The organism is Pararhodobacter sp. CCB-MM2 (genome assembly GCF_001691415.1).
Taxonomy (GTDB): Bacteria; Pseudomonadota; Alphaproteobacteria; order Rhodobacterales; family Rhodobacteraceae; genus Pararhodobacter.
This window is the reverse complement of sequence record NZ_LRRR01000007.1, coordinates 1-24,536: the sequence shown is the minus strand read 5'-3', so window position 1 is coordinate 24,536 and position 24,536 is coordinate 1. Positions and strand designations below refer to the sequence as shown.

Sequence of the window (24,536 nt, the reverse complement as noted above, 5' to 3'; positions counted from 1 at the left end):
GCCACGCTCCGGGGCCCACCCTGCCATGCTTCGCGCTCAGGTTCCAAGAAAATCATACAGTGACCTAATTTTTGACGTGACGGCACGAGGCCCCTTGGGAAAGGGGCCCGCAAGGGTTCAGTTGGGCAGGCGTTTGCCGGTAGCGAGCATGTGGTCGATGCGCGCCCGCGTGGTCGGACGCTGCACCAGCATGGTCAGCGCCTCGCGCTCCAGCACCATGATCTCGGCCTCGGGCAGGGCGCGGGCCGGACCCTCGCCACCGCCGGTGAGGACCGAGGCGATGGTCTGCGCCAGATGGTGATCGACCTCACTGATGCGCCCGGCAGCGTGGTCGGCATCGGGGGCCGCCATGAGCGCGGCAAGCCCCTCGGCCCCGGTGATCTGCAAGGTGCGGGCAGCGGGCGCGGCGTAGCCCGGAACAAGGGCCAAGGCTTGGGTCTTGGCGGCAGGGATCAGCGCGGCGCGGTTGGCTTCAATGCCATCCGTGGCGCGAAGAAGGCCGGCCGCCTGTGCCTCGGCGGCGGAGGGGTAGATCCGCCCCGCCAGCACCGTCGCGAAAGCCTGCTGTGCGGCGGCAATCGGGTCGCTACTTTGCTCCAACGCACGGGCCAGCAAGCGAGTGCAGCCGCCCCAGCCGGGCAACAAACCCACGGCGGTTTCCGGCACGCCGATGGCGGCCGTGTCCAGCGCCACCGTGGCGTCCGCGTGCATCTGGAACTCACAGCCGCCACCAAGCGCGAAGCCGTGCACCGCCGCGACGACCGGCACCGGCGCCTGCCGCATCGCGACGAACAAGGCTTGCCCCCGGCCGCCGTAGGCGTTGATGCGCGCGGGGCCGTCGGGGCCGTCCAGCATGGCGCAGAAGAACGCCAGATCCGCTCCGGCCGAGAAGGCCCGCGGGTCATCATTGCCCAGAACCAGCGCCGAGAAATCCTTGCCGGCGCGGGCGATGGTCTCTTCCAGAAGGTCCAGCACCTCGGGCGCGAAGGTGTTCATCTTGCTCCGCGCACGGAACAGCGCGACGCCGTCGCCGAGGTCCAACAGGCTCGCCTGCGCGGTCGCGGCGATGACCGGCAGCGCGTCCAGCGTGTCAATCGATCCGGTGGCCATGACGGCTCCTCCCCTTTTCAGTCCCGGCGCGGCACCCAAGGCCTCCTCGCCCCGGCGCACGCCACGTTTAGCCCGACAACCCGTCCATCAGTGTCTCGACGACCTGACGCGCGGTGTCTTCCTTGCCCACCGGCCCGTCCGAATTATACCAATTGCCCATCCCGTTCAGCGCCTGCGCGGCGGTGAAGGTGGCGATGCGCACGTCGCGCACTTTCAGCGAGCCATCCTCGGCCCCTTCGGCCACCACCTGCCGGATCAGTGCGTCGATGTCGCGCTTGAGGGCGCGGAACTGCTTCCGGCTCGCCTCGGTCAGGTTGTAATCCTGCGTGCGGGCGACACAGATGCCGTAGTCATCCAGCATCACCATCGCATAGGCCATGAGCACGCTGCGCAGCCGCGAGGCCCCGGTGCCACCCTGCGCCGCCGCCTCACGCGAGGCATCGATGATCGCGCTCAGACCCCGGCGGGTGCATTCGAACAGGATCTCATCCTTGTTCGCGAAGTAATGGTAGATCGTCGGCTTCGTCACGTTCAGCGCCGTCGCCACATCATCGAGCGAGGTCGCGTGAAAGCCCTTCTGATTGAAGAACCGCGCCGCCGTGCGCAGCACCGCCTCACGCTTCGCCGCCCGCTCACGCTCGCGATCCCCCGGCTGGGACCAGGGCGAGGCGTCGATCTGGGCGGCTTTGCGGGGCATGCGACTCGAAGGATTACTGTTGCGTCTTTTGTTTACTAGCGAGTATAGAGATTACCAGCAAGACGTATTTTTACCGATGCGAAGGCGACTGGAGGAGGAGCCCGATGATCCTGAACGAAGACCAGACGATGGTGCGCGACATGGCGCGTCGCTTCGCGGCCGAGCGACTGGCGCCCAATTCCGCCCGCTGGGACGAGACGGGCGAGTTCCCGCGCGAGGTCATCGCCGAGATGGGTGCGCTGGGGCTGATGGGAATGCTGGTGCCCGAGGAATTGGGCGGCGCGATGACCGATGCCGTCGCCTATGCCTGCGCGCTGGAGGAAATCGCCGCCGGCAACGGCGCGATCTCGACGATCATGTCGGTGCACAATTCGGTCGGCTGCGTGCCGATCCTGCGTTTCGGGACGGAAGCTCAGAAGCAGGAATACCTCCAGCCGATGGCCGAGGGCGCGCTGCTCGGCGCCTTCTGTCTGACCGAACCGCATGCCGGCTCGGACGCCTCGGCGCTGAAGACCCGTGCGGTGCGCACGAATGACGGCTGGGTGCTGAACGGCGTGAAGCAGTTCATCACCTCGGGCAAGAACGCCGACATCGCCATCGTCTTTGCCGTGACCGATCCGGCGGCGGGAAAGAAGGGCATCTCGGCCTTCATCGTGCCGACCAAGACCCCGGGCTGGCGCGTTGCCTCGATCGAGAAGAAGACCGGCCAGCATCTGTCCGACACCGCGCAGATCGCTCTGGAGGATCTGAAGCTGCCGGCCGAGGCGCTGCTGGGCGAGGAGGGTCAGGGCTACCGCATCGCGCTGTCGAACCTCGAAGGCGGGCGCATCGGCATCGCCGCGCAATCCGTCGGCATGGCCCGCGCGGCGCTGGAGGCCGCCGTCGCCTATGCGATGGAGCGCGAGAGCATGGGCAAGAAACTGATGGATCATCAGGCCGTCGCCTTCCGTCTGGCCGACATGGCCACGCAGGTCGAGGCCGGTCGCCAGATGGTCCTGCACGCCGCCGCCCTGAAGGATGCGGGGCAACCCGCGCTGGAGGCCGCCTCGATGGCGAAGCTGTTCGCGTCGGAGATGGCCGAGCGCGTCGCCTCGGCCGCAATCCAGACCTTCGGCGGCTACGGCTATACCCGCGATTTCCCGGTCGAGCGCATCTGGCGCGATGTCCGCGTCTGCCAGATCTACGAGGGCACCAGCGACATCCAGCGCCTCGTCATCGCCCGATCTCTTGCCCAATGAGTGCTGCCATGAGTGAAACCATCGTCATCGTCGCCGCCAAACGCACCGCCTTGGGCGGGATGCTCGGCGATTTCGCGTCCCTTCCCGCTAGCGACCTCGGCGCCGCCGCGATCCGGGGCGCGGTCGATCAGGCCGGACTTCAACCCGCCGATATCGACACCGTGCTCATGGGCAACGTGCTGGGCGCGGGTCAGGGGCAGGCCCCGGCGAGGCAGGCGGCGCTGAAGGCCGGGCTCACGCTCGGCACCGTCTGCACCACGCTGAACAAGATGTGCGGCTCGGGCATGCAGGCCTTGATGCTGGCCCATGACCAGCTGCGCGCGGGCTCTGCCACCGTCGCCATCGCGGGCGGGATGGAGAGCATGACCAACGCGCCCTACCTGCTGCCGAAGATGCGCGCGGGCGCCCGTCTAGGCCATCAGCAGGTCATCGACCACATGTTCTTCGACGGGCTGGAAGACGCCTATGACCGCGGTGAAAACGGGGGCGGCCGCCTGATGGGCACCTTCGCCGAGGATTGCGCGGGCTCCTATGCCTTCACGCGCGAGGAGCAGGATGCCTATGCCCTCGCCTCGCTGTCACGCGCGCTGGAGGCCTCGGCCAATGGCGTCGCGGCGGCCGAGATCGTGCCGGTCGAGGCGCCCTCGGGCCGCGCGACGGTGACGTTGGCCGAGGACCAGCAGCCGAAAAGCGCCCGCCCCGACAAGATCCCGACGCTGAAACCCGCCTTCCGCAAGGACGGCACGGTGACGGCGGCGAATTCCTCGTCGATCTCGGACGGCGCGGCGGCTCTGGTGCTGATGACGGAATCGGAAGCGGCAAAACGGGGCCTCAAACCCCTCGCCCGGATCACCGGCCACGCCTCCTACGCGCATGAGCCGGGGCTGTTCACCACGGCGCCCGTCTCGGCCATCAACCGGCTGCTGACGAACACCGGCTGGACCGTCGCCGATGTCGACCTGTGGGAGGTGAACGAGGCCTTCGCCGTCGTGCCCATGGTGGCGATGCGCGACCTGTCGATCCCGCATGAGAAGATGAACGTGCTGGGCGGCGCCTGCGCGCTGGGGCATCCGATCGGCGCCTCGGGCGCGCGGATCGTGGTGACCCTGCTCAACGCCCTGCGGCGCGCCGGCAAGACCCGCGGCGTCGCGGCGGTCTGCATCGGCGGCGGGGAAGCCACCGCTGTCGGCGTCGAATTGCTGGAGGCCTGAGATGTCCAACGTCCTGACCGATTTCGACCCGGCGACCGGCATCGGCCGCTTGACCCTCAACCGCCCTGAGGTGCTCAATGCCCTCGACGCCGCGACCGCGCAGGACTTCCTGACGGCCGTGCGCGCGCTGACCACCAAACCCGGCCTGCGCTGCATCGTGCTGACCGGCGCGGGCCGGGCCTTCGCGGCGGGCGGCGATGTTGCGACCTTCACCGCCAACGGCATCGAGCGCGCGCCCGAGGTCATCCATGCCCTGCTGGACCCGCTGAACACCGCGATCATCGCGCTGCGCCAGCACCCGGCGCCGGTGATCACTGCGGTGAAGGGCGTCGCGGCGGGGGCTGGCCTGTCGCTGGCGCTGTCGGGCGACCTGATCCTCGCCGAGGAGAAGGCCCGCTTCGTCGTCGCCTATGACCGCGTCGGCGCCCCGCCCGATTGCGGCATGAGCTGGTTCCTGCCCCGGCGCGTCGGGCGCGGCATGGCCTTCGAAATGATGCTCACCGGCCGGGTCATCACCGCGCCCGAGGCCCTCGCCTGCCGGCTCGTCGACCGCACCGCCCATGCCGAGGCGTTCGACACCGAGCTGGAGGCGCTGGCGCTGCGCGTGGCCTCGGGTCCGACGCAGGCCTACGGGCATTTCAAGGCGCTGATGGACAGCGACATGGGCCTCGCCGAGCATCTGGAGGCCGAACGCGCCGCCTTCATCCGCACCACCGCCACGGCGGATTTCGCCGAAGGGGTGGCCGCCTTCACCGGCAAGCGCGACCCGAAGTTCCAGGGCGCTTAATCGCCTAGAAGTGTATCGGCGCGCGGGCAGTCCCCGCGCGCCGGATTGTTGGTCAGTCGAGCGTCTCGAGCACGTCCTTGATCGTGCCGACCAGCTGGTCGACATGGGATTTCTCGATGATCAGCGGCGGTGACATGGCGATGATGTCGCCCGTCGTGCGCACCATGATCCCCTTCTCGAAGGCCTTCAGGAAGGCCGAGAACGCCCGCTTCGTCGGCTCGCCCGGAATGGGCTCCAGCTCGATCGCACCGATCAGGCCGAGGTTGCGGATGTCGATCACATGCTTCACGCCCTTGAGCGAGTGCAGCGCCTCTTCCCAATAGGGCGCGATCTCGGCCGCGCGCTCGAACAGGCCCTCTTCCTTGTACAGAGCCTGCGTCGCCAGACCCGCCGCACAGGCGATGGGCGAGCCCGAATAGGTATAGCCGTGGAACAGCTCGATCATATGCTCGGGGCCGTTCATGAAGGTGTCGTGCACCTCGGAGGTCGTGAACACCGCGCCCATCGGCACCGTGCCCGAGGTCAGGCCCTTCGCCGTCGTCATCAGGTCCGGCATCACCCCGAAATAATCGGCGGCAAAGGCGGTACCGAGGCGACCGAAGCCGGTGATGACCTCATCAAAGATCAGCAGGATGCCGTGTTTCTTCGTGATTTCCCGAAGCTTCTGCAGATAGCCCCTCGGCGGCAGGATCACACCCGCCGAGCCCGCGACCGGCTCGACGATCACCGCGGCGATGGTATCCGCGCCGTGCAGGGCGACGATGCGCTCCAGCTCATCGGCGAGGTTGGCGCCATGGTCCGGCAGGCCCTTGGCCCAGCGGTTCTCGTCGGGCAGATAGGTGTGCTGCATGTGGTCGACGCCGTTCAGCAGCGAGCCGAAGACGCGGCGGTTGTTGACCAGACCGCCGACCGAGATGCCGCCGAAGCCGACGCCGTGATAGCCCTTCTCGCGCCCGATCAGACGGGTGCGAGCGCCGTCGCCGCGAGCGCGGTGATAAGCCAGCGCGATCTTCAGCGCGGTATCGACGGATTCCGAGCCCGAGTTGGTGAAGAAGACATGGTTGAAGCCCTCGGGCGACATCTCGACCAGCCGGTTGGCCAGCTCGAAAGCGGCCGGATGGCCCATCTGGAAGGCGGGGGCATAATCCAGCTCGGCGGCCGAGTTCTGGATCGCCTCGACGATCTTCGGGCGGCAATGGCCGGCGTTGCAGCACCACAGGCCCGCGGTGCCGTCGAGGATCTGACGACCGTCGGCCGAGGTGTAGTGCATGTCCTTCGCGCCGACCAGCATGCGCGGGTTCTGCTTGAACTGCCGGTTCGCCGTGAACGGCATCCAGAAGGCCGAAAGGTCGTTGGGTTTGTTGTCGAGCACGCGAAATCCTCCAGCTCAGGCACAGGGGCTGGAGGATTTCTAAGCGATAACACCGGCTGCTGGATAGGGGCCATCGCTCGGATCAGCGATGGCCTGCGCAATTCGGTGGCGGTCCCTCAATCCGCACCGCGCGCTACGTCCTGAGGCCGGACCAGCCGCCGCTGCACCGCGAACAGACCGGCGCCGATAGCCAAGCCCACGAGGTCCGTCACCAGCCCTGCGTCCAGCATCGCCAAGGCGCCCCCGATCAGCAGCACCCGCGCCGCCCAGCCGATCCGCCCGAAGTACCAGCCGATGATCCCCGCCGACAGCAGGTAGATCCCCAGAAGGGCCGAGGCGAGGACGTGCGCCGTGTCCAGCCAGTCCCCCTGCATCAGCAGCGAATCCGAGAAGAAGAACATGTAGGGCACCACGAAGGCGGCGAGGCCGATGCGGAAACTCTCGACCGAAGTCTTCATCGGATCGGACCCCGCCAAGGCCGCGCCGGCATAGGCGGCCAAGGCCACGGGCGGCGTGATCGCGGACATCACAGCGAAGTAGAAGATGAAGAAATGCGCGGTCAGCGGCTCGATCCCGAGGTTCACAAGGCCCGGCGCGATGACCGAAGCCGCCACGGCATAGGCCGCCGTCGTCGGCATCCCCATGCCCAGCACCACCGCCACCAGCATCGAGAAGGCCATCGCCAGCAGCTGCGACTGATCGGCGATGCCCAAAAGCAGGGCCGAGAAGCGCGTGCCGATCCCGGTCAGCGCGATGACGCCGACGATGATGCCCGCCGCTGCGCAGACCGCGACCAGCTGCAGCGCCATCCGCGCGCCGAGATCCAGCGCGTGGAACAGCGCGCGCGGGCCCATGCGGTTCGGCGTCAGCCACGAGACGACGGCCGCGGTGATCATCGCCAGCGTGCCGCAGCGGATCACCGAATAGCCCGAATACAGCGCCCAGACGAGTACGACGATCGGCGCGAACAGATAGGCCTGTTTCATCAGCGCGCCGAATTTCGGCAGGGCCGAGCGCGGCAGGCCCACCATGGCGAAACGCTGCGCCATCAGGTCGACCATGAAGAACACCGAGGCGAAATACAGCACCGCCGGGATCACCGCCGCCCAGACAATCTCGGTGTAGGGAATGCCGGTGATCTCGGCCATGATGAAGGCGCCGGCACCCATGATCGGCGGCATGATCTGCCCGCCCGAGGAGGCGGCGGCCTCGACCGCGGCGGCAGTCTGGCCCTTGTAGCCGACCTTCTTCATCAGAGGGATGGTCAGCGACCCGGTGGCGACCACGTTGCCCGCCGAGGTCCCGTTGATCATGCCCATCAGCCCCGAGGCGAAGACCGCCACCTTGGCCGGACCGCCGCGTTTGTGACCCGCCGCGGCGAAGGCCACGTTGACGAAATAGGCGCCGACATGGGTGGCTTGCAGGAAGGCCGCGAAGATCACGAACAGGATGATATAGGTCGACGAGATCGCGATCGGCGCGGACAGGATGCCGTTGTCGGTGAAGATATATGAGAAGAAGCGCAGCGGCGCGTAGCCGGCATGGGCGAAGATCCCCGGCAGCCACGGCCCCGCGAAGGCATAGAGCACGAAGACGCCGGCGATGATCACCAGCGCCAGCCCCGCCATCCGCCGCACGGCCTCGAGGATCAGGATCACCCCGGCCACCGCCGCCCACATGTCGCCGGGCTGTGCCATCGGCATGCCGGCCCGCATCTGCAGCTGGCGCGAGAAGAAGATCGTGTAGCCGACCGAGGCGAGGGTCGCCACGACCAGCAGCAGATCCGACAGCGTGACCCTTCCGATGCGATGATCGGCGAAGATCCAGCCATGCGCGACCGCCGCCGCCGTGCCGATCGTCAGCGGCACTCCGAAGCTGCTCACCGCCCAGCCCAGCGGGCGGGCATTGCCCAGAACCACGCCGTTGACCCAGACCGCGCCGATGGCGATCCCGCCATAGAGCACCCCCGCCGCGGCCAGCGCCAGCAAGGCCACGCTCGCCAGCGACCGGCGCGGGGCCGGGGCGGCCTCGTCGACGCCATGCGCCGCGTACAGCAGGAAGCCGAGGATCAATCCGCCGCCCAGATGCAGCAGCCGGTAGGTCCAGGTTTCCAGCGGGTAGACGTTCATCACGAAGAGATGGAACAGCGAATAGGCGACGCAGGCCGAGGCGAAGGCCCAATGCCCCGCCGACAGGAAGCGGCGCTGGTTGGACGAGGGCGGATCCTCGTCCACGGCCTCGGTGGCAAGGATCGGCGCGTCGCTGGCATGGTCGGGGGCGGCGCGGTCGGGATCGAGAGTGTCGGACATTCGGGTCACCGGGCTGGTCAGCGGATGAAAAACGCCCGCGCGTCGGGAGCAGGACACGCGGGCGCCGGGGGAGGAGCGGCGGTTACTGCAGCTCGGCCGGGATCTCGATGCCGATCTCGGCGTAGTAGCGCACGGCACCCGGGTGGAAGGGCACGAAATTGTTGGTGTCCCAATTCTCGGCCAAAGCCTCGATGGCCGAGGCATGGACCTGCCGCATCCGCTCGTTGTTCTCCAGCACCAGCTTGGTGATCTCGTAGGCCAGCGTCTCGGGCATCTCGGCATTGGCGATGGCGAAGTTCCACATTGCCACGCTGGCCACATCCTGATCCTGCCCGTTGTAGGTGCCGGCCGGGATGGTGAAGCGCTGCATCGACGGCACGGCATCGAGGAAGGACTGGATGTTCGCCTCGCTCAGCGGCAGGAAGGTCACCTCGTTCTCGATGGCGAGCTGGCTGAAGGCGCCGGTCGGCAGGCCCGCGGCATAGACGAAGGCGTCGATCAGACCGTCGGCCAGCTGGCCCGCGCCGTCCGAGGCGCCCGCGTAGCTTTCGGTGACGTTCATGTCATTGGCCGCGAAATAGCGCCGCCAATAGGTCGCCGAGGTTCCGGTCGCCGGGCCCATGTTGACCCGGTGGCCGTCCAGCCCCTCGATCGTCTCGATGCCGCTGTTGGCCAGAACCACGGCCTGCAGCGGCGTCTGGTACATCGGGAAGAGCGCGCGCAGCTGGGTGAATTCGACGCCCGGCATGAGTTCGCTCTCGCCCTGCATCGCCTCCTGCGCCGGGCCGGTGGTGGTGAAGCCCATCATCGTCTCGCCGGCCTCGACCAGCGCCACGTTCTGCACCGGGCCGCCGGTGATCTCGACCGAGGCCGCCTGCCCCAGCGCCTCGCCGATCAGCGTCGCGAGGCCCGAGCCCCAGACGAAATACGCCCCGCCCTGCGAGCCGGTCGAGATGCGCAGATTGTCCGGCCAGCCGGCGCGGTCCTGAGCGGCCAGGGGGGTCACGGCCAGCGCGGTGGCGGCCAGGGTGGCCAGAAGCGTCAGTTTCATGGTCTCTCCTCCAAAAGAACCTCCGAACCCGGCGATGCGGGCTCCCATGAAGGGGGAGAGTGTCGGCAAGGACGGCGCGGCTCAATGCGCCAGACATTATATTCTATGTCGATATAGTCAGGCAGAGGCCTCGATGCCCTCCAGATGCGCCTCCAGCACCTCCAGCAGCGCGTCGCGTTGTGCGTCCCGCGTGCCCCGAGCCCAAGCAGCGGCGAGGATCAGCTTCGAGCGCGTCGCCCCCGGCGGGATCGCCAGCGGCACATAGGCGACGCCGGGAATGGCGATGCGGCTGGTCCAGCGCGGCACGATGGCAAGGCCGGTGCCGGTGGCGACGAGGTTGACGATCGTGTGCTTCTCTTCGGCCACCTGCGCGACGCGGGCAGTCAGCCCGGCCTCGGTAAACAGCTTGATCGTCAGGTCATGCGAATGCGGGCGCGAGCGTCGGTCCGGCACGATCAGCGGCGCATCGACCAGATCGGCGATGTCCAGCTCGGCCCGTCCGGCCAAGGGATGATCGGTCGGCAGCGCGACCACGGCAGATTCGAAGAACAGCGTACGGAACGCGATCCGAGGGTCACGCACATCGGGCGGACGGCAGAAGGCCACGTCGATCGAGCCGCTGAGCACCTTGGGCAGCAGGTGGATGGTCTTCTGCTCGATCAGCTGCACCTCGATATCCGGATGCTCGGCCCGCAGATGCTGCAACAGCTGCGGCATCAGCCCGGCCGCCGCGCTGTCGATGGCGCCCACGCGCAGCACCGGCATCTCGGTCTTGCGGATGCCGCGCAGCTTCTCCTCCAGCCGGTCGGATTGCGCGACCAGCGCGCGCGCGTCCTCGAGGATCGCCGAGCCGGCCTCGGTCAGCGACACGCTGCGGGTGGTGCGCAGGAACAGCTTCACCTCCAGCCGATCCTCAAGGCTGCGGATCTGCCGCCCCAAGGACGCGGGCAGCATGTCCAGCGACTGCGCGGCCCGGCCGAAATGCATCGCCTCGGCCACGGCCAGAAAGCACCTGAGCTGCGCGATATCCATGCCGGACCCTTTCATTGCGGAATTGTATATAATCATCGGCGCGTTGCCCCGTCCAGAGCGGCGCGGATAGCGTGGGCCCATGCAAGGCACCCTGCCCCGTCCGGGCGGGGATCGAGGAGGATCACAGCGCCATGAAACACTACAAGATCGCCGCCATTCCCGCCGACGGCATCGGCCCCGAGGTCATCGCCGCCGGGCTTCAGGCGCTGGAGGCGACCGCCCGCCGTGACGGAGGTTTCTCCGTTGATGTGACGGAATTCGACTGGGGCTCGGCCCGCTACAAGGCCACCGGCGCGATGATGCCCGAGGACGGCCCGGCGCAGCTGCGTGCCTTCGACGCGATCTTCTTCGGCGCAGTCGGCGCGCCCGATGTGCCCGATCACATCACCCTCTGGGGCCTGCGCCTGCCGATCTGCCAAGGCTTCGACCAATACGCCAACGTCCGCCCCACCCGCATTCTGCCGGGCATCCAGTCGCCGCTGGCTGGCGTCGGTCCGGGGGATCTCGACTGGGTCATCGTGCGCGAGAATTCCGAGGGTGAGTACTCGGGCCACGGCGGCCGCGCGCACAAGGGGCTGCCCGAGGAAGTCGGCACCGAGGTCGCCATCTTCACCCGCGTCGGCGTCACGCGGATCATGCGCTACGCCTTCCGGCTGGCCCAGTCGCGTCCGCGCAAGCTGTTGACGGTGGTGACGAAATCCAACGCTCAGCGGTTCGGCATGGTGATGTGGGACGAGATTGCCGCCGAAGTGTCGAAGGAATTCCCCGATGTGACCTGGGACAAGATGCTGGTCGACGCGATGACCGTGCGGATGGTGAAGAACCCGCGCAGCCTCGACACCATCGTTGCCACCAACCTGCATGCCGACATCCTGTCGGATCTGGCCGGCGCGCTGGCGGGCAGCCTCGGCGTCGCGCCGACCGGCAATATCGACCCTGAGCGGCGCTATCCTTCGATGTTCGAGCCGATCCATGGCTCGGCCTTCGACATCACCGGCAAGGGCATCGCCAACCCGGTCGCCACCTTCTGGACCGCGGCGCAGATGCTGGAGCATCTGGGCGAACCGGCGGCGGCCGAGCGTCTGATGCGCGCGGTCGAGAAGGTCTGCGCCGATGGCGTGATGACCCCGGATGTGGGCGGCAAGGCGACGACGGTGCAGGTGACCGAGGCCGTCTGCGACGCGATCCGTGGCGAGAACATCTGACATGGCGGGCGAGGCGGCCCTGTTGCGGGCCCTGTTCGACGCGGCCATCGCGGCGGCCGATCCCGCCGTTGTGCTGGCCCGCCATCTGCCCGAAAAACCCAAGGGCCGCTGTCTGGTCATCGGCGCGGGCAAGGCCTCGGCGGCGATGGCGCGGGCGGTGGAGCGGGCCTGGCCCGATGTCGATCTGTCGGGCGTGGTCGTCACCCGCTACGGCCATGCCGTCCCCTGCGAACGGATCACCATCCGCGAGGCCGCGCATCCAGTCCCCGATGCGGCGGGCGAGGCAGCGGCGCGCGAGATCCTGTCGCTGGCTCAGTCCGCCGGCCCCGAGGATCTGGTACTGGCGCTGATCTCGGGCGGGGGCTCGTCCTTGCTGGCCTTGCCCGCCGAGGGGCTGACGCTCGCCGACAAGATCGCGGTGAACAAGGCGCTGCTCAAATCCGGCCTCGCCATCGACGACATGAACCGCATCCGGCGGCGGTTGTCGGCGGTGAAGGGCGGGCGATTGGCCTTGGCGGCGGCCCCTGCCCGGCTGGTCACCTTGGCGATTTCCGACGTGCCGGGGGATGATCCCGCTGCCATCGCCTCGGGGCCCACGGTGCCGGACCCCTCGTCCTCGGACGATCTGACGCCACTGCTGGCAAAGCTCCCCGACCTGCCCGATGCAGCCCGTCGCTTGATCGAAACACCCTCTCCGGCGCAGGATTTCACCCCCGATTTCCGCCTGATCGCCACGCCGCAGATGTCTTTGCTGGCCGCAGCCGAACTCGCCTTGAAGGCCGGCCTCACCCCCCTGATCCTCGGCGACGCGCTGGAGGGCGAGGCGCGCGAGGCGGGCATCCTCATGGCCGGCATCGCCCGCGCTACGGCCGCGCAGGGCACGCCGGTGAAGGCACCCGCCGTGCTGCTCTCGGGCGGGGAAACCACCGTCAGCATCGGCCAGACCGCGCCGGGTCGGGGCGGGCGGAACACCGAATTCCTGTTGTCGCTGGCGCTGGCCCTGGACGGTCATCCCGGAATCCATGCACTCGCCGGCGACACCGACGGGATCGACGGGACCGAGGACGCCGCCGGCGCGATCATCGGCCCGGACACGTTGAAGAACGCGCGCCGGGCCGGCCTCAACCCCGCCTATGCCCTGCAAACCCACGACAGCTACACTTTGTTCGACCAGTTGGACGCGCTGGTGAAGACCGGCCCGACGCTGACGAATGTCAACGATTTCCGGGCCATATTGGTCCGCTGAGCCAAGGAACATCCCATGATCCGCACCCGGCGGGCGAAGATCATCGCCACCGTCGGCCCGGCCTCGGCCGCGCCCTTCATGCTGCGCAAATTGTTCAACGCGGGCGTCGATACCTTCCGGCTGAACTTCAGCCATGGCGACCACGCGACCCATGCCGCCGTCCTCCGGGCCATCCGCGCGCTGGAGGCCGAGGTCGGCGTGCCGATCGGCATCCTGCAGGACCTGCAGGGCCCGAAGATCCGCCTCGGCCGGCTGCCCGGCGGCGCCCGCCCCGTCGACCGGCATGAGCGCGTCACTTTCGTGCAGGCCGATCGCAGCGAAGATCCGGCCCTCCTTCCCCTGCCCCATCCCGAGATCTTCGCCGCCATCGCCCCCGGCCACCGGCTGTTCATCGATGACGGGCGGGTGCGGCTGCGGGTTGTCTCGGTCGGTGAGCGGATCGAGGCCGAGGTCACCGAGGGCGGCATGCTCAGCAACCGCAAGGGCGTGAACCTGCCCGATACGGTGCTGGACCTCCCGGTGCTGACGGAAAAGGACCGCGCCGATCTGGCCTTCGGGCTGGCCGAGGGCGTCGATTGGGTCGCGCTGTCCTTCGTGCAACGGGCCGCCGATCTGGACGAGATCCTGAGGCTGATCGACGGCCGTGCGGGCCTTGTGTCGAAGATCGAGAAACCCTCGGCGCTGGAGGAAATCGACGCCATCGCCGCGCGCTCGGATGCGGTGATGATCGCGCGGGGCGATCTGGGGGTGGAGATCCCGCCCGAGGATGTGCCCGCCCGGCAGAAGGAGATCATCGCGCTGTGCCGCAACCTCGGCCGCCCGGTGATCGTGGCGACGCAGATGCTGGAATCGATGACCTCGGCCCCGGCGCCGACCCGGGCCGAGGCCTCGGACGTGGCGACCGCGATCTATGACGGCGCAGATGCGGTGATGCTGTCCGCCGAAAGCGCGACCGGCGCCTATCCGGCCGAGGCGGTCGAAGTCATGGACCGCATCATCCGCCGCACCGAGGGTCACGGCGCCTATGCGCGCACCATCGCCGCCACCCGCTCGCACGCCGAGGGCACGGCCCTGTCCATCGCCGACAGCGGCGCGGTCCTGGCCTGCGCGATCGGCGCGCGCTGCCTCGTCGCCTATTCGATGAGCGGGGCCACGGCGCAACGGGTCGCCGCCCGCCGCCCGGCCCTGCCCCTGATCGTGCTGACCCGCGACGCCCGCGTCTCGCGCCGGATGGCACTGGTCTGGGGCGCGCGCTCGGTGCTGGAAAGCGCCGCGCTGGACTATGACAGCATGGTCTCGATGGCGCGCGAGGAAAGCGCGCGGCTGATCGGCCCCGAGCCGGGCGACAGCTTCGTCATCCTCGCCGGCGTCCCCTTCGGCCAATCGGGCAGCACCAACAACATCCGCGTCGCCACCTACCGCTAGGCGCTTGGCAAAAGGGGGCCAGACGCTATGCTGGCCCCCTGCCCCTCAAGCCCTTGTCAGACATGGACATCATCCAGCTCCGCGCCTTCCTTGCCGTCGCCGACACGCTACATTTCGGGCAGGCCGCCCAGTCGCTCGACATGCTGCCGGCCTCGTTGGGGCGGCACATAAGATTGCTGGAGGAACAGCTCGACCGGCGGCTGTTTGACCGCACCACCCGGCAGGTCGCGCTGACCGAGGCGGGGGGCGAGATCCTTGAGGAGGCGCGCGCGCTGGTCGGCCATTTCGACGCCTTCGAGGCGCGGCTTCAGGGCCTGAGACGCGCGGAATCGCAGGTGCTGCGGATCGGGGCCATCGACAGCGCCGCGACTGGGCTGATCCCGCAGCTGCTGCCGCTTTTGCGCGCCGAGGCGCCAGATTACGAGATCGAACTCATCGAGAACAAGACCAACATCCTGCTGCCGAAGCTGCTCAGCGGCGGGCTGGATCTGGCCTTCTGCCGCCCGCCCGAAGTGCGCGATCCGAAGCTCTATTTCCGCACGTTGTTCTACGAGACGATGGTCGTCGCCCTGCCCGTCACCCATCCGCTTGCCGGCCGCGCGCGGTTGGAGTTGGGCGATTTGCGGGACCAGCCGATGATCCTGCCCGACCGCCGCTCGCGCCGCTATTCGCATGACCTGACGATCAAGCTGTTCGCGGATGCCGGGATGCAGCCGAAGATCATGCAATACGCGGCCGAGAAGCACACGATCGTCGGACTGGTCAGCACCGGCACCGGCCTCGCCATCCTGCCGCGCTGGACCGAGCGGATGGCCGCGCCGGGGGTGATCTTCCTGCCGCTGGACCCGGCGAAAAGCGCGGAATGGCCGCAGAGCGTGATCACCGCCGTCTGGCCCCGCGGCACCCGCGATCCGCGCCGGGATACGGTGATGGCGGTGCTGGACCGCCATCTCGATGCGATTGCCGCGACGGCTTAGCGGCCGACGACCGAGCCGTCGTAGCCGATCGCGGGATACAGCGCGCGCTGCTTGGCCGGGAACCGTGCCTCCATGTCGGGGGCAAGGGCGATGCCCAGACCGGGGCCGGTCGGCGCCTCAAGGTATCCGCGAGACAGGGACAGGGGCTCGGTCAGCATCGAATTCTCGGAGCCGTCGATGTTGAAGCTGGGGAATTCCTGAATGAGGAAGGCCGAGGACATCAGATCGAGCTGCAGACACGCCGCCGTCGACACCGGCCCCAGCGGGTTGTGCGGGGCGATGGTCGCGCCTGCGGCCTCGGCCAGATGCGCGGCCTTGATCGAGGGGGTGAGCCCGCCGATGGCGCAGACATCTGGGCGCAGCACCTGAACGCCGATGCGCAGAAGCGTGGCGAATTCCTGAAGCGACACCGCGCGTTCACCGGTGGCAATCGGTACGGGCACGCGGCGGACGACCTCGGCCATGGCCTCGGGGCTTTCGGGCGGGATCGGATCCTCGAAGAACAGCGGGCGGGCTTCCTCGATGCCGCGACCGATGGCGACGGCCTCGGTGACGGAAAACGCCCGATGCGCCTCGACACAGAGGTCGAAATCGGGGCCGACGGCGTCACGGCAGGCCAGAACCTTGTCGATGGCGCTTCCCACTCGCCGGGCATGGATATGCTCCTCGGCCTTCATGCCGGGATGACGCATCGAGGGCAGGATCACCCGCACCGCATCAAAGCCCAGAGCCTGCACGCGCAGACAGGCGGCGGCCAGTTCCTCGGGCGTTTCGCCATGGGCGACGGCATAGGTCCGCACCCGGTCGCGGGTCCGTCCGCCCAGGAGGTCCGCCACCGAGACCCCCAGCGCGCGGGCCTTTAGATCCCACAAGGCGATGTCGATCGAGGCCAGCGCGCTCAGCAGCACCGAGGAACGGAAGAAGGTCGCGCGCTGGATATATTGCCAGTGATGCTCGATCCGGCTTGCGTCCTTGCCGATGAAATACGCGGCCAGCTTGCCGATCTCGGTCTTCACCGCGTCGAGATGCGCCCAATCGCCGGCCTCGCCGATGCCGATGCTTCCGTCGGCGGTCTCGACTTCGGTGAACAGATAGGGGCCGGCCTCACGGGTGGCGATACGGGTGATGATCATCGGGCAGTCCGGCGGAACAGGGGTTTCAGATAGGGCCAGGCGATGCTGAGCACGGCGAAGGCCAGAAGCAGACCCGAGATCGGGCGGGTCACGAAAGGCAGAAGCCCCTCGTCGGTGTAGGTGATGCCCCGGCGCAGGTTCAGCTCCAGCATCGGGCCGAGGATGAAGGCGAGGATGAAGGGGCTGGTCGGTAGTCCCACCTTGTCCATCACGAGGCCGAGGCCCGCGAAGCCGAGGATCAGCGCGAAGTTGAAGGGCGAGGCGTTGGCGACGAAGACGCCGATGAAGGCCAGCGCGACGATCGCGGGATAGAGGAAGTGATAGGGCACCTTCAGGATCGCCGGGAACAGCCGCATGCCGAAGAATTGCAGCGCCAGCACGACGACCGAGGCGATGAGCGCGGTCAGGAACAGGGCGTAGACCACCTCGGCGTTGTTGGTGAACAGGAGGGGGCCGGCCTGAATGCCGTGGATCATCAACCCGCCGAGCAGGATCGCCGTGGTGCCATCGCCGGGGATCCCCAGCGCGATCATCGGGATCAGCGCGCCGCCCACGGCCGCGTTGTTCGAGGTCTCGGAGGCGAAGACGCCGTCGACGCAGCCCTTGCCGAATTGCTCGGGGTGTTTGGAGGCCGATTTCGCCTGCGCATAGGCGACCATGTTGGACAATGCCGCGCCCATGCCGGGCAGGAAGCCGATCCAGAGGCCGATCAGGAAGGACCGGGTGATGTTCCAGGCGTTGTCGCGGTATTCGCGCATGGTGACGCCGAAGCCCTTGATATCCTTGACGTCGATCTTGGGTACCTGCTGTTCGCCGCGGCCGAAATCCTGCACGATCTGCTTGATCGCAAACAGACCCAGCATCACCGGGATCAGGTCGAAGCCACTGGACAGCTGCACGAAGCCGAAGGTGAAGCGCGGCGAGCCGTCGATCGGCGCGAAACCCACGGTCGCCAGCATCAGGCCGATCGCCGCCGCGGCGAGGCCGTGGAACACCTTCTCGCGCGACAGGGCCGCCACCAGCGAGATCGCGCAGATGCCGAGGCCGAAATATTCCCACGGACCCAGCAGCAGCGCCGCGCGGGCCATCAGCGGCGAGGCGACCATGGCGATCAGGATCGACAGGAAGGTGCCGATGAAGCTGGCAACGATGGCAGCGCCGAGGGCCTTCACCGCCTGCCCGTTGCGGGTCATCGGGTAGCCATCGAAGGTCGTCGCGATGGAGGACGGCGCGCCGGGGATGCCCAGCAGGATCGAACCGACCATGCCGCCCGAAACCCCGCCGACCCAGATCGACACCAGCATGGCGAGGCCGATCTCGGGCGGCATGCCGAAGGTCAGGGGCAGCAGCAGGGCCACCCCCAGCGCGCCGGACAGGCCGGGGATCGCGCCCAACACGATGCCGAGGGCCGAGGACACGAGGATGATCAGGAAGGTGCCCGGTGCCAGGAGCGTGGTCAGGGCGGTCAGGATGTCACTCATCGCGGGACCTCAGAACAGGATGCCTTGCGGCAGGAAGGCGTTGAGAAGCTTGGCGAACAGCAGCCAAATCGCGCCGGTGACGAGCAGGGCATAGAGCGCGCCGATCCAGGCCTCGTGGCGTTTAGGGCCGGCGATGACCCAATAGACCGCGAAGGCCATCAGCGCCGTGGCGGGGGCGAAACCCAGAAGCCAGAGCCCCACGCCATAGGCCACCATCAACGCCGCCATGATGCCGGCGCGGGCGGTTTCGGCGGTGAAGGCGGGGCCGGTGTTAGGGGTGCTCTTGCCGGTGAGCAGCATCATCAGCCCGCAGAATCCCAGGATCGTGCAGGCGAAGATCGGGAACAGTTGCGGGCCGGGGTCATTGTTGAAGGTCATCGCGTGGATGCCGAGCGACAGGGCAACGCCGATCCCGCCCAGCACGATCAGGCCGAGGCCCAGGATACGGTCGCGGGTCATGCGCGCTCTCCCTTGAAACGGCGGGACAGCCAGTCGCGGATCGCCGCGCGGGCCTCCGCGTGTTCGGCTTGTCCCAGATTGGTGAACCCGTGGTCCGAGGCCGCGAATTGCCGCACCTCGCAATCCACCGCCGCGTCGATCAGCTGCCCGGCATAGCGCCGCGCCTCGTGCCGCAGCGGGTCGAGGCCCGCGATGATCACCAGCGCCGGCGGCATCAGTGCCAGCAGCGCGGGCGGGGTCAGCACGGCCGAGATCCTCGGATCCGAGAGCCGGTCTTCTGTGGCGGCATAGAGGACGTTGTAGGCCTCCATCCGGCGCAGAGGCAGCGTGCTGCCGGGCTCGACCTTGTCGGCCATCGGCGTCACGGCATCGAGAAACGGATAGTCCAAGAGCTGCCCGATCACCCGCGCCGCGGCGGATTGTGCCAGCATCCCGCAGACGACGGTGGCGACATTGCCCCCGGCGCTGTGGCCGCCGAGGACGATGCGCGTGGCGTCGATTCCCAGCGCCTCGGCCTCCTGCGTGAGCCAGCCCAGCAGGTCATGCGCCTCTTCGATCGCCACGGGGAAAGGGTGCTCGGGCGCCAGTCGGTAATCGAGGTCGAAGACAGTGCAGTCCAGCGCCAGCGCGATCTCGGCGCAGAAGGCGGTGTCGTGGATGCGGTGCGGCCGCACGAAGCCGCCGCCGTGGACATTGACATAGACCGGACGCTGGCGCGCCGGGCCGGGCGGGTCCAGCCGGTAGACGCGGGCCGGGCCGTGGCGGGTGGGCACGGCCAACTCGGTGCGCTGGCAGCGGGCGATCAGCGCCTCGGCCTCGGGCGCGAGCGGCGGCACGGGCGTTGCGCGCATCTCCTCGGCCAGCGCGACGCGGGCGCCGGCCGTCAGGGTGCAATCGATAGTCATGGGATGTCCGGGTGAGGGGGGCGCCGCCGCAGCCGCGCCCCGGCAGGTCAGCGCAGACCCAGTGCGGTCGCGGTCTCGCCGATGCGGGCGTTGGTTTCAGTCATGCGGGTGGTGCTGTCGGCGACCGACAGGGCGGTGACCGAGGTGTTCATCTGCGTCAGACGCTCGATCACGGTCGGATCCTGCGCGGCCTCGGCCAGTGCGGCGTTGATCGCCGTGACCACCGCCGGGTCCATGCCCTCGGGCCCCAGCACGATCAGGTCGACCGGCAGCGTCGCGTTCGGATAGCCCGCCTCGACCAGCGAGGGCACATCGGGCAGGATCGGATCGCGGCCCGGCTCGCCGCCGATGGTGCCGAGGATGCGCACCGCGCCAGCGTCGACATATTGGATCGTGCCGGGGCTGTTCGTGAGCGTCACGTCGATCTGCCCGCCCTGCAGCTGCACCCATTTGTCGGCATCGGTGCCGGCATCGACCAGACGGAACTGCACGCCGGTATCCTGCTGCAGCAGGCCTGCCATGAAATGCGTGGTGCCGCGCGGCTGGATGCCGAACACCACCTGATTGGGCCGCGCCTCGGCATCGGCGACGACATCGGCGACACTCTGGTATTCGCTATCCGCCGCGACCACGACGGAATAGGTCACGGGCGAGGTCAGCGCGGCGATCGAGGTGAAATCGCCGGTCGGGTCGAATTGATAGCCGCCGGTCTGATAGACCGCGAACAGGCCCGAATTGCCGAAGAACAGCGTCTGGCCATCGGGCCGCGCGGTGCGCACCTGCTCGGCCGCGACGGCGCCCGAGCCGCCCGCGTTGTTCACCACCACCACCGGGGCGCCGAGGGCCTCCTGCATGGCCGCGCCGACGACACGGGCGATGGCATCGGTACCGCCGCCGGCGCGCGCGGGCACGATCAGCTGGACGGAGCCATTGGGCCAGCTCTGCGCATGGCCGGCGAGCGGCAGCGCAGCCAGAACGGCGGCCGAGGCACCGAGCGCGGCGAAGTGACGACGGGAAAGCGACAGGATGGTCATGCGGTTCCTCCCAAAACCAGATGTGACGGTCTGAGGGCGACTATCCCGGCAGGACAGTCGCCCATCAACGTGCATCGGATTGTATAAAACCGTTGAATAATCCCGCCGCAGTCCGGGGAGGCATCAAACCCGCGCGCGGGCCGATGTCGGATCATAGGGCGACTCGGCGATCACCGTTCCTTCCAGCGGCTGGCCCAGCAGCGTCAGCGTCACCGTGTCGCCGGTCGCCGTGCCCACCGGCAGCAGCGCGATGGCGATGTCGTGGCCGAGGGTATAGCTATAGCTGCCCGACAGCACGCGCCCGACCATCTGCCCCTCGCGATACAGCGCCTCGCCGCCGATCACGCTGACGCCGTCCGTCGGGATCGACAGCGTCACGCTGCGGTGCGTCGGCTTGGCGGCCATCAGCGCCTCGCGCCCGGTGAACGGCCCCTTGTCCAGCGCGATGAACCGGTCGAGGCTGCTTTCCCACGCCGTCAGCTCGGGCCCCATATCGCGGTACATCGCGCGGTAGCTCTTCTCCAACCGAAGGCTCTCGAGCGCCTGCGTTCCGACCGGTTTCAGCCCCAAGGGCTCGCCCGCCGCGAAGATCTGGGCGATGAGGCCGCGCTGGTACTCCATCGGGCAATACAGCTCCCAACCAAGCTCGCCGGAATAGTTCAGACGCAGCATCCGGACCGCGCTGGCCAGCCCGAGGTTGACCTCCTTCACGCCGAACCACGGGAAATCCGCCGTCTCCAGCGAAGTCTCGGTCAGGCCCTGCAGTATCGCACGCGCCTGCGGGCCGACGACGGTCATTCCCGCCCATTGCCCCGAGACATTGCGCAGGCTCACCCCGTCGGGCTTCACCCGCTCCAGCTCGTCGAAATAGAGCCGCTCGGCCGAGGGCGTGCCGATCAGGAAATAATGGTCCTCTCCAAGGCAGGACACCGTGTATTCCGCAATCACCGTCCCGCGCGGCGACAGCATGTGGCTGAGGTTCGCGCGCCCCGGACGCGGCAGCCGGTTGGCCAGAATGCCGTCCAGCCACGCCCCCGCCCCGGGGCCCGAGACCTCGAACTTCGCCATGAAGCTCATCTCGATCAGCCCGGCAGCCTCGCGCACGGTCTTCACTTCGCGCCCGACCTGCACGCCCTTCTCGGTCCAGCGCCAGCCGGCCTGATTGACCTTGGGCATCCCTTCGGGCGCGAACCAGTTCGGATGTTCCCAACCGTTCAACACCCCCCAGACCGCACCCTTGGCATCGAGGAAATCATAGGACGGCGCGGTCTTCGCAGGACGCGAGGCCTCACGCTCTTCGCCGGGATAATGCTGCTGGCCATGCGTGCCCCAGCTTTCCAGGATCTTCGGCTTCAGCCAGTTCTTGTTGGCGTGATCGCCATAGCGACGCGGGTCCAGCGCCGAGGTATCCAGCGCGTTGCCGCCCTCGACGATCTGTTCGGACAGGTAATGGCCGATCGCGCCGCCCCACAGGATGCCGCCCGGTACGCCCTCGGCCAGCCAGAGGTTCGGCGCGCCCCAGGCCTTGCCCATCAGCGGCAGCTCATCGGGCGTCATCTGGAACGGGCCGCGGACATTGGCCTTGATGCCGACCTCGCCCAGCACCGGCACCGACTCGATCGCTGCTTCCCAGTTCCATTCGACCGCGTCGAAATCTTCCTCAACCAGATCGGCCCCGAACCAGTCGGGCACGCCGTTCTCGGCGAACAACTTCAGCTTTTCCGTCCGCTCGTAGGGGCCGAACATCAGCCCGTCGCCTTCCTCGCGGATGTAGCCCTCGAAGGCCTCGTCGCGCAGGATCGGCATCTCGGGCAGGCCGGCCTCCTTGCGCGCGCGGATGGCCGGGACGGCTTCGGTGATCCAATATTGGTGCAGGATCGGGATCGCCGGCAGGTCCAGCCCGAACATCGCCCCGGTCTGACGCGCGTAATTCCCGGTGGCCGAGACGACATGCTCGCAGGTGATCTCGCCGCGGTTGGTCTCCAGCACCCACTCGCCCGAGGGAGAGCGGCGCACCGAGCGCACCTCGGTCTGCTGGTAGATCCGCGCGCCCAGATCCCGCGCGCCCTTGGCCATGGCCATGGTCACATCCGCCGGCGCGATATGCCCGTCGTCCGGATGATAGAGCGCGCCGAGCATCTCCTCATCCGCGCGCAGCAGCGGCCAGAGCGCATGCACCCCGGCCTTGTCCAGCAGCGAGGCCCGGATGCCCTGCGTATCCGCCGTATCGAGGTAGCTGCGGAACTCGTCCAGCCGATCCTGCGTCTTGGCGATCCGCAGCTGCCCGCATTTGTGCCAACCGACCGAAAGGCCGGTCTCTGCCTCCAAGCCCTCATAGATCTCGATGGATTTCTGGATCATCGTGCCGATGGGCCGGTGGCGGGCATAGCTGGGGATAAGACCCGCCGCATGCCAGGTCGATCCCGCGGTGAGCTGCGTGCGCTCCAGCATCACCACATCGGTCCAACCGCGCTTGGCAAGGCCATAGAGGATCCCCGCCCCCACGCAACCGCCGCCGATCACCACCACCCTGCACTGCTTTTCCATGAGGCTCTCCTTTGCCCAACAGTGTGCGACCGGCGGCGGGGCTGTGGGAAGTCTCGAAAATATGCCGCGGAGCATAACCTGAAGTCATGGTGCAGGCCGGTTGGTTCCTCAGGCTTCGGTCTGGAACAGCGCGGCATCCTGCGCCATATCCGCCTGCATCCGCTGCACCACCCAATCGGCGAAGGCTTGAGCGGCGGGGCCCAACGGGCGCTTGCGCGGGTTCACCAGCCAGATCGCCTTGCCGGTGGTGATCCGCCGCTCGCCGACCGGGGCCAGCCGCCCCTGCCGGATGGCATCCAGCACCAGATGCGCCCAGCCGATCGCCATCCCGTGCCCCGAGGCCGCAGCCCCCAGCGACCCGAGCGCATCCGCGAAGACCACCTTCTCCTCGTCCCGCACCGGCGCCCCGCCAACCTGCGCGAACCAATCCCCCCAACCGAAGCGAACCCGGTGCCGTTCGCGGAAATGCAGAAGCCTCGGCTCCGCCTCCGTCGCGCGCGACGGATGGGCGACGGGGAAGATCACCTCGGGCACCAGAAACCGGGCCTCAAGGTCGGGCCATTCCCCGAAACCGAGGCGCGAGGACAGGTCCAACCCCTCTGAATACAGGTCGAAATCTTCCTGACTGCTCTCTTCCAGAGACAGCGAGATACCGGGGTGCCGATCATGGAAGTCCGGCAAGCGCGGCAAGAGCCAAAGCTGGATGAACGAGGCCGAAAACGCTGCGCGAACCGTCTCGCGCCGGACGCCCTGCCGCATCGATTGGATCGTGCCATGCAGGCTGTCGAAACTGCGCTCGACCTCCTGAAACAGGCGCTTGCCCTCGGCTGTCAGTTCCAGCGGGCGGGTGTCGCGGTGGAACAGGCGAAAGCCTAAGGACGCCTCGAATTGGCGGATCATCTTCGACACGGCGGGTTGCGAGACGTTCAACTCTTCGGCCGCGGCGGTGAAGCTGCGTCGCCGCGCGGCGGCTTCGAAGGTGAAGAGGACATTGGCCGAAGGCAGGCTGGCGCGGAGGCGGTGCATGGTGGCAGGCTAGGCGCTGTCCGCGCGCCGCGCAATCCTCAGGCATCGGCGCATAGAGGCGCGGCGTACAGAAAACTATTGCTTTCGATTGTCGATGATTTCTTGCCTGTCCGGACGCGCCCTGTCAGGTAGTCGTGGTGAAATTTGGATCAGCCAAGGGGGTTCCCATGAAAGTGCTCGTACCCGTGAAGCGGGTGATCGACTACAACGTGAAGGTTCGCGTGAAGGCGGACGGTTCTGGTGTCGATCTTGCGAACGTGAAGATGTCGATGAACCCGTTCGACGAAATCG

20 protein-coding genes and 1 pseudogene are annotated in these 24,536 nt (G+C 67.9%); 8 read left to right on the top strand and 13 right to left on the bottom strand.

Translation table 11 applies throughout. The features are described from left to right. Window positions 1-117: 117 nt before the first annotated feature. Both BCY78_RS09570 and BCY78_RS09565 read right to left on the bottom strand, forming a co-directional pair. Window positions 118-1,110, bottom strand: coding sequence for an enoyl-CoA hydratase/isomerase family protein (locus BCY78_RS09570; RefSeq protein ID WP_068300757.1), 993 nt, complete (start codon window positions 1,108-1,110; stop codon window positions 118-120). 67 nt (window positions 1,111-1,177) lie between these two features. Next, window positions 1,178-1,807 (bottom strand): TetR/AcrR family transcriptional regulator, encoded by a 630-nt coding sequence (locus tag BCY78_RS09565; protein WP_068300756.1) that lies wholly within the window; start codon window positions 1,805-1,807, stop codon window positions 1,178-1,180. Between the two features lie 104 nt (window positions 1,808-1,911). Between BCY78_RS09565 and BCY78_RS09560 the strand changes: the two genes are divergently transcribed. The 3 genes from BCY78_RS09560 to BCY78_RS09550 are packed head-to-tail and all read left to right on the top strand — an operon-like array spanning window position 1,912 to window position 5,043. Next, window positions 1,912-3,045: an acyl-CoA dehydrogenase family protein gene (locus tag BCY78_RS09560; RefSeq protein WP_068300755.1), complete on the top strand. Its 1,134-nt coding sequence runs from the start codon at window positions 1,912-1,914 to the stop codon at window positions 3,043-3,045. A gap of 8 nt (window positions 3,046-3,053) precedes the next feature. Beyond that, complete coding sequence (locus BCY78_RS09555) at window positions 3,054-4,256, top strand: acetyl-CoA C-acyltransferase (RefSeq protein ID WP_068300753.1); 1,203 nt, start codon at window positions 3,054-3,056, stop codon at window positions 4,254-4,256. A 1-nt stretch (window position 4,257) separates the two neighbouring features. Further along, window positions 4,258-5,043, top strand: coding sequence for an enoyl-CoA hydratase/isomerase family protein (locus BCY78_RS09550; RefSeq protein ID WP_068300751.1), 786 nt, complete (start codon window positions 4,258-4,260; stop codon window positions 5,041-5,043). Window positions 5,044-5,095: 52 nt separating this feature from the next. On the opposite strand, the gene BCY78_RS09545 is transcribed toward BCY78_RS09550, so the two are convergent. The 4 genes from BCY78_RS09545 to BCY78_RS09530 all read right to left on the bottom strand — a co-directional run bounded on the left by BCY78_RS09545 (window position 5,096) and on the right by BCY78_RS09530 (window position 10,807). Next, window positions 5,096-6,376 carry an aspartate aminotransferase family protein gene (locus BCY78_RS09545; protein ID WP_068301029.1) on the bottom strand — a complete coding sequence of 427 codons (1,281 nt, stop codon included), beginning with the start codon at window positions 6,374-6,376 and terminating at the stop codon, window positions 5,096-5,098. A 155-nt stretch (window positions 6,377-6,531) separates the two neighbouring features. Further along, window positions 6,532-8,724, bottom strand: coding sequence for a TRAP transporter permease (locus BCY78_RS09540; RefSeq protein WP_068300749.1), 2,193 nt, complete (start codon window positions 8,722-8,724; stop codon window positions 6,532-6,534). An 82-nt stretch (window positions 8,725-8,806) separates the two neighbouring features. Next, window positions 8,807-9,775: a TAXI family TRAP transporter solute-binding subunit gene (locus BCY78_RS09535; protein ID WP_068300747.1), complete on the bottom strand. Its 969-nt coding sequence runs from the start codon at window positions 9,773-9,775 to the stop codon at window positions 8,807-8,809. A gap of 117 nt (window positions 9,776-9,892) precedes the next feature. Continuing rightward, window positions 9,893-10,807, bottom strand: coding sequence for a LysR family transcriptional regulator (locus BCY78_RS09530; protein ID WP_068300745.1), 915 nt, complete (start codon window positions 10,805-10,807; stop codon window positions 9,893-9,895). Window positions 10,808-10,938: 131 nt separating this feature from the next. Between BCY78_RS09530 and BCY78_RS09525 the strand changes: the two genes are divergently transcribed. From BCY78_RS09525 to BCY78_RS09510, 4 genes are all read left to right on the top strand, one after another. Beyond that, window positions 10,939-12,012: a tartrate dehydrogenase gene (locus tag BCY78_RS09525; protein ID WP_068300743.1), complete on the top strand. Its 1,074-nt coding sequence runs from the start codon at window positions 10,939-10,941 to the stop codon at window positions 12,010-12,012. 1 nt (window position 12,013) lies between these two features. Beyond that, the gene (locus BCY78_RS09520) at window positions 12,014-13,258 is read left to right on the top strand and encodes a glycerate kinase (RefSeq protein ID WP_068300742.1); all 1,245 of its coding nucleotides are present in this window, start codon (window positions 12,014-12,016) and stop codon (window positions 13,256-13,258) included. Between the two features lie 15 nt (window positions 13,259-13,273). Further along, window positions 13,274-14,683: a pyruvate kinase gene (gene pyk / locus BCY78_RS09515; RefSeq protein WP_068300741.1), complete on the top strand. Its 1,410-nt coding sequence runs from the start codon at window positions 13,274-13,276 to the stop codon at window positions 14,681-14,683. Between the two features lie 62 nt (window positions 14,684-14,745). Then, the gene (locus BCY78_RS09510; protein WP_068300739.1) at window positions 14,746-15,660 is read left to right on the top strand and encodes a LysR family transcriptional regulator; all 915 of its coding nucleotides are present in this window, start codon (window positions 14,746-14,748) and stop codon (window positions 15,658-15,660) included. Here BCY78_RS09510 and BCY78_RS09505 read toward each other — a convergent pair. The 7 genes from BCY78_RS09505 to BCY78_RS09475 all read right to left on the bottom strand — a co-directional run bounded on the left by BCY78_RS09505 (window position 15,657) and on the right by BCY78_RS09475 (window position 24,245). Beyond that, window positions 15,657-16,793 (bottom strand): mandelate racemase/muconate lactonizing enzyme family protein, encoded by a 1,137-nt coding sequence (locus BCY78_RS09505; protein WP_068300737.1) that lies wholly within the window; start codon window positions 16,791-16,793, stop codon window positions 15,657-15,659. The genes BCY78_RS09510 and BCY78_RS09505 overlap by 4 nt on opposite strands. Then, a complete protein-coding gene (locus BCY78_RS09500) occupies window positions 16,790-18,274 on the bottom strand; it encodes a tripartite tricarboxylate transporter permease (protein WP_068300735.1) in 1,485 nt (494 codons plus the stop codon). Before BCY78_RS09500 ends, BCY78_RS09505 begins: the two co-directional genes overlap by 4 nt. A 9-nt stretch (window positions 18,275-18,283) precedes the next feature. Then, window positions 18,284-18,733: a tripartite tricarboxylate transporter TctB family protein gene (locus tag BCY78_RS09495; protein WP_068300733.1), complete on the bottom strand. Its 450-nt coding sequence runs from the start codon at window positions 18,731-18,733 to the stop codon at window positions 18,284-18,286. Continuing rightward, entirely contained in the window at window positions 18,730-19,638 is a 909-nt protein-coding gene (locus BCY78_RS09490) for an alpha/beta hydrolase (RefSeq protein ID WP_068300731.1), read from the bottom strand. The genes BCY78_RS09495 and BCY78_RS09490 overlap by 4 nt, the downstream gene beginning before the upstream one ends. 47 nt (window positions 19,639-19,685) lie before the next feature. After that, on the bottom strand, window positions 19,686-20,672 hold the full coding sequence (locus BCY78_RS09485; RefSeq protein WP_068300729.1) for a tripartite tricarboxylate transporter substrate binding protein: 987 nt from the start codon (window positions 20,670-20,672) through the stop codon (window positions 19,686-19,688). A gap of 123 nt (window positions 20,673-20,795) precedes the next feature. Beyond that, a complete protein-coding gene (locus BCY78_RS09480; protein ID WP_068300727.1) occupies window positions 20,796-23,219 on the bottom strand; it encodes an FAD-dependent oxidoreductase in 2,424 nt (807 codons plus the stop codon). Between the two features lie 108 nt (window positions 23,220-23,327). Beyond that, window positions 23,328-24,245 (bottom strand): LysR substrate-binding domain-containing protein, encoded by a 918-nt coding sequence (locus BCY78_RS09475; RefSeq protein ID WP_068300726.1) that lies wholly within the window; start codon window positions 24,243-24,245, stop codon window positions 23,328-23,330. A gap of 167 nt (window positions 24,246-24,412) precedes the next feature. On the opposite strand from BCY78_RS09475, the pseudogene BCY78_RS25210 reads away from it, so the two are divergent. Further along, window positions 24,413-24,536, top strand: a pseudogene (locus tag BCY78_RS25210) (electron transfer flavoprotein subunit beta/FixA family protein); the annotation flags it as partial.

Coding starts and splice junctions, on each gene's coding strand:
- BCY78_RS09570 (WP_068300757.1), bottom strand. CDS start 1,110: ATGGCCACCGGATCGATTGACACGCTGGACGCGCTGCCGGTCATCGCC.
- BCY78_RS09565 (WP_068300756.1), bottom strand. CDS start 1,807: ATGCCCCGCAAAGCCGCCCAGATCGACGCCTCGCCCTGGTCCCAGCCG.
- BCY78_RS09560 (WP_068300755.1), top strand. CDS start 1,912: ATGATCCTGAACGAAGACCAGACGATGGTGCGCGACATGGCGCGTCGC.
- BCY78_RS09555 (WP_068300753.1), top strand. CDS start 3,054: ATGAGTGAAACCATCGTCATCGTCGCCGCCAAACGCACCGCCTTGGGC.
- BCY78_RS09550 (WP_068300751.1), top strand. CDS start 4,258: ATGTCCAACGTCCTGACCGATTTCGACCCGGCGACCGGCATCGGCCGC.
- BCY78_RS09545 (WP_068301029.1), bottom strand. CDS start 6,376: ATGCCGTTCACGGCGAACCGGCAGTTCAAGCAGAACCCGCGCATGCTG.
- BCY78_RS09540 (WP_068300749.1), bottom strand. CDS start 8,724: ATGTCCGACACTCTCGATCCCGACCGCGCCGCCCCCGACCATGCCAGC.
- BCY78_RS09535 (WP_068300747.1), bottom strand. CDS start 9,775: ATGAAACTGACGCTTCTGGCCACCCTGGCCGCCACCGCGCTGGCCGTG.
- BCY78_RS09530 (WP_068300745.1), bottom strand. CDS start 10,807: ATGGATATCGCGCAGCTCAGGTGCTTTCTGGCCGTGGCCGAGGCGATG.
- BCY78_RS09525 (WP_068300743.1), top strand. CDS start 10,939: ATGAAACACTACAAGATCGCCGCCATTCCCGCCGACGGCATCGGCCCC.
- BCY78_RS09520 (WP_068300742.1), top strand. CDS start 12,014: ATGGCGGGCGAGGCGGCCCTGTTGCGGGCCCTGTTCGACGCGGCCATC.
- pyk (WP_068300741.1), top strand. CDS start 13,274: ATGATCCGCACCCGGCGGGCGAAGATCATCGCCACCGTCGGCCCGGCC.
- BCY78_RS09510 (WP_068300739.1), top strand. CDS start 14,746: ATGGACATCATCCAGCTCCGCGCCTTCCTTGCCGTCGCCGACACGCTA.
- BCY78_RS09505 (WP_068300737.1), bottom strand. CDS start 16,793: ATGATCATCACCCGTATCGCCACCCGTGAGGCCGGCCCCTATCTGTTC.
- BCY78_RS09500 (WP_068300735.1), bottom strand. CDS start 18,274: ATGAGTGACATCCTGACCGCCCTGACCACGCTCCTGGCACCGGGCACC.
- BCY78_RS09495 (WP_068300733.1), bottom strand. CDS start 18,733: ATGACCCGCGACCGTATCCTGGGCCTCGGCCTGATCGTGCTGGGCGGG.
- BCY78_RS09490 (WP_068300731.1), bottom strand. CDS start 19,638: ATGACTATCGATTGCACCCTGACGGCCGGCGCCCGCGTCGCGCTGGCC.
- BCY78_RS09485 (WP_068300729.1), bottom strand. CDS start 20,672: ATGACCATCCTGTCGCTTTCCCGTCGTCACTTCGCCGCGCTCGGTGCC.
- BCY78_RS09480 (WP_068300727.1), bottom strand. CDS start 23,219: ATGGAAAAGCAGTGCAGGGTGGTGGTGATCGGCGGCGGTTGCGTGGGG.
- BCY78_RS09475 (WP_068300726.1), bottom strand. CDS start 24,245: ATGCACCGCCTCCGCGCCAGCCTGCCTTCGGCCAATGTCCTCTTCACC.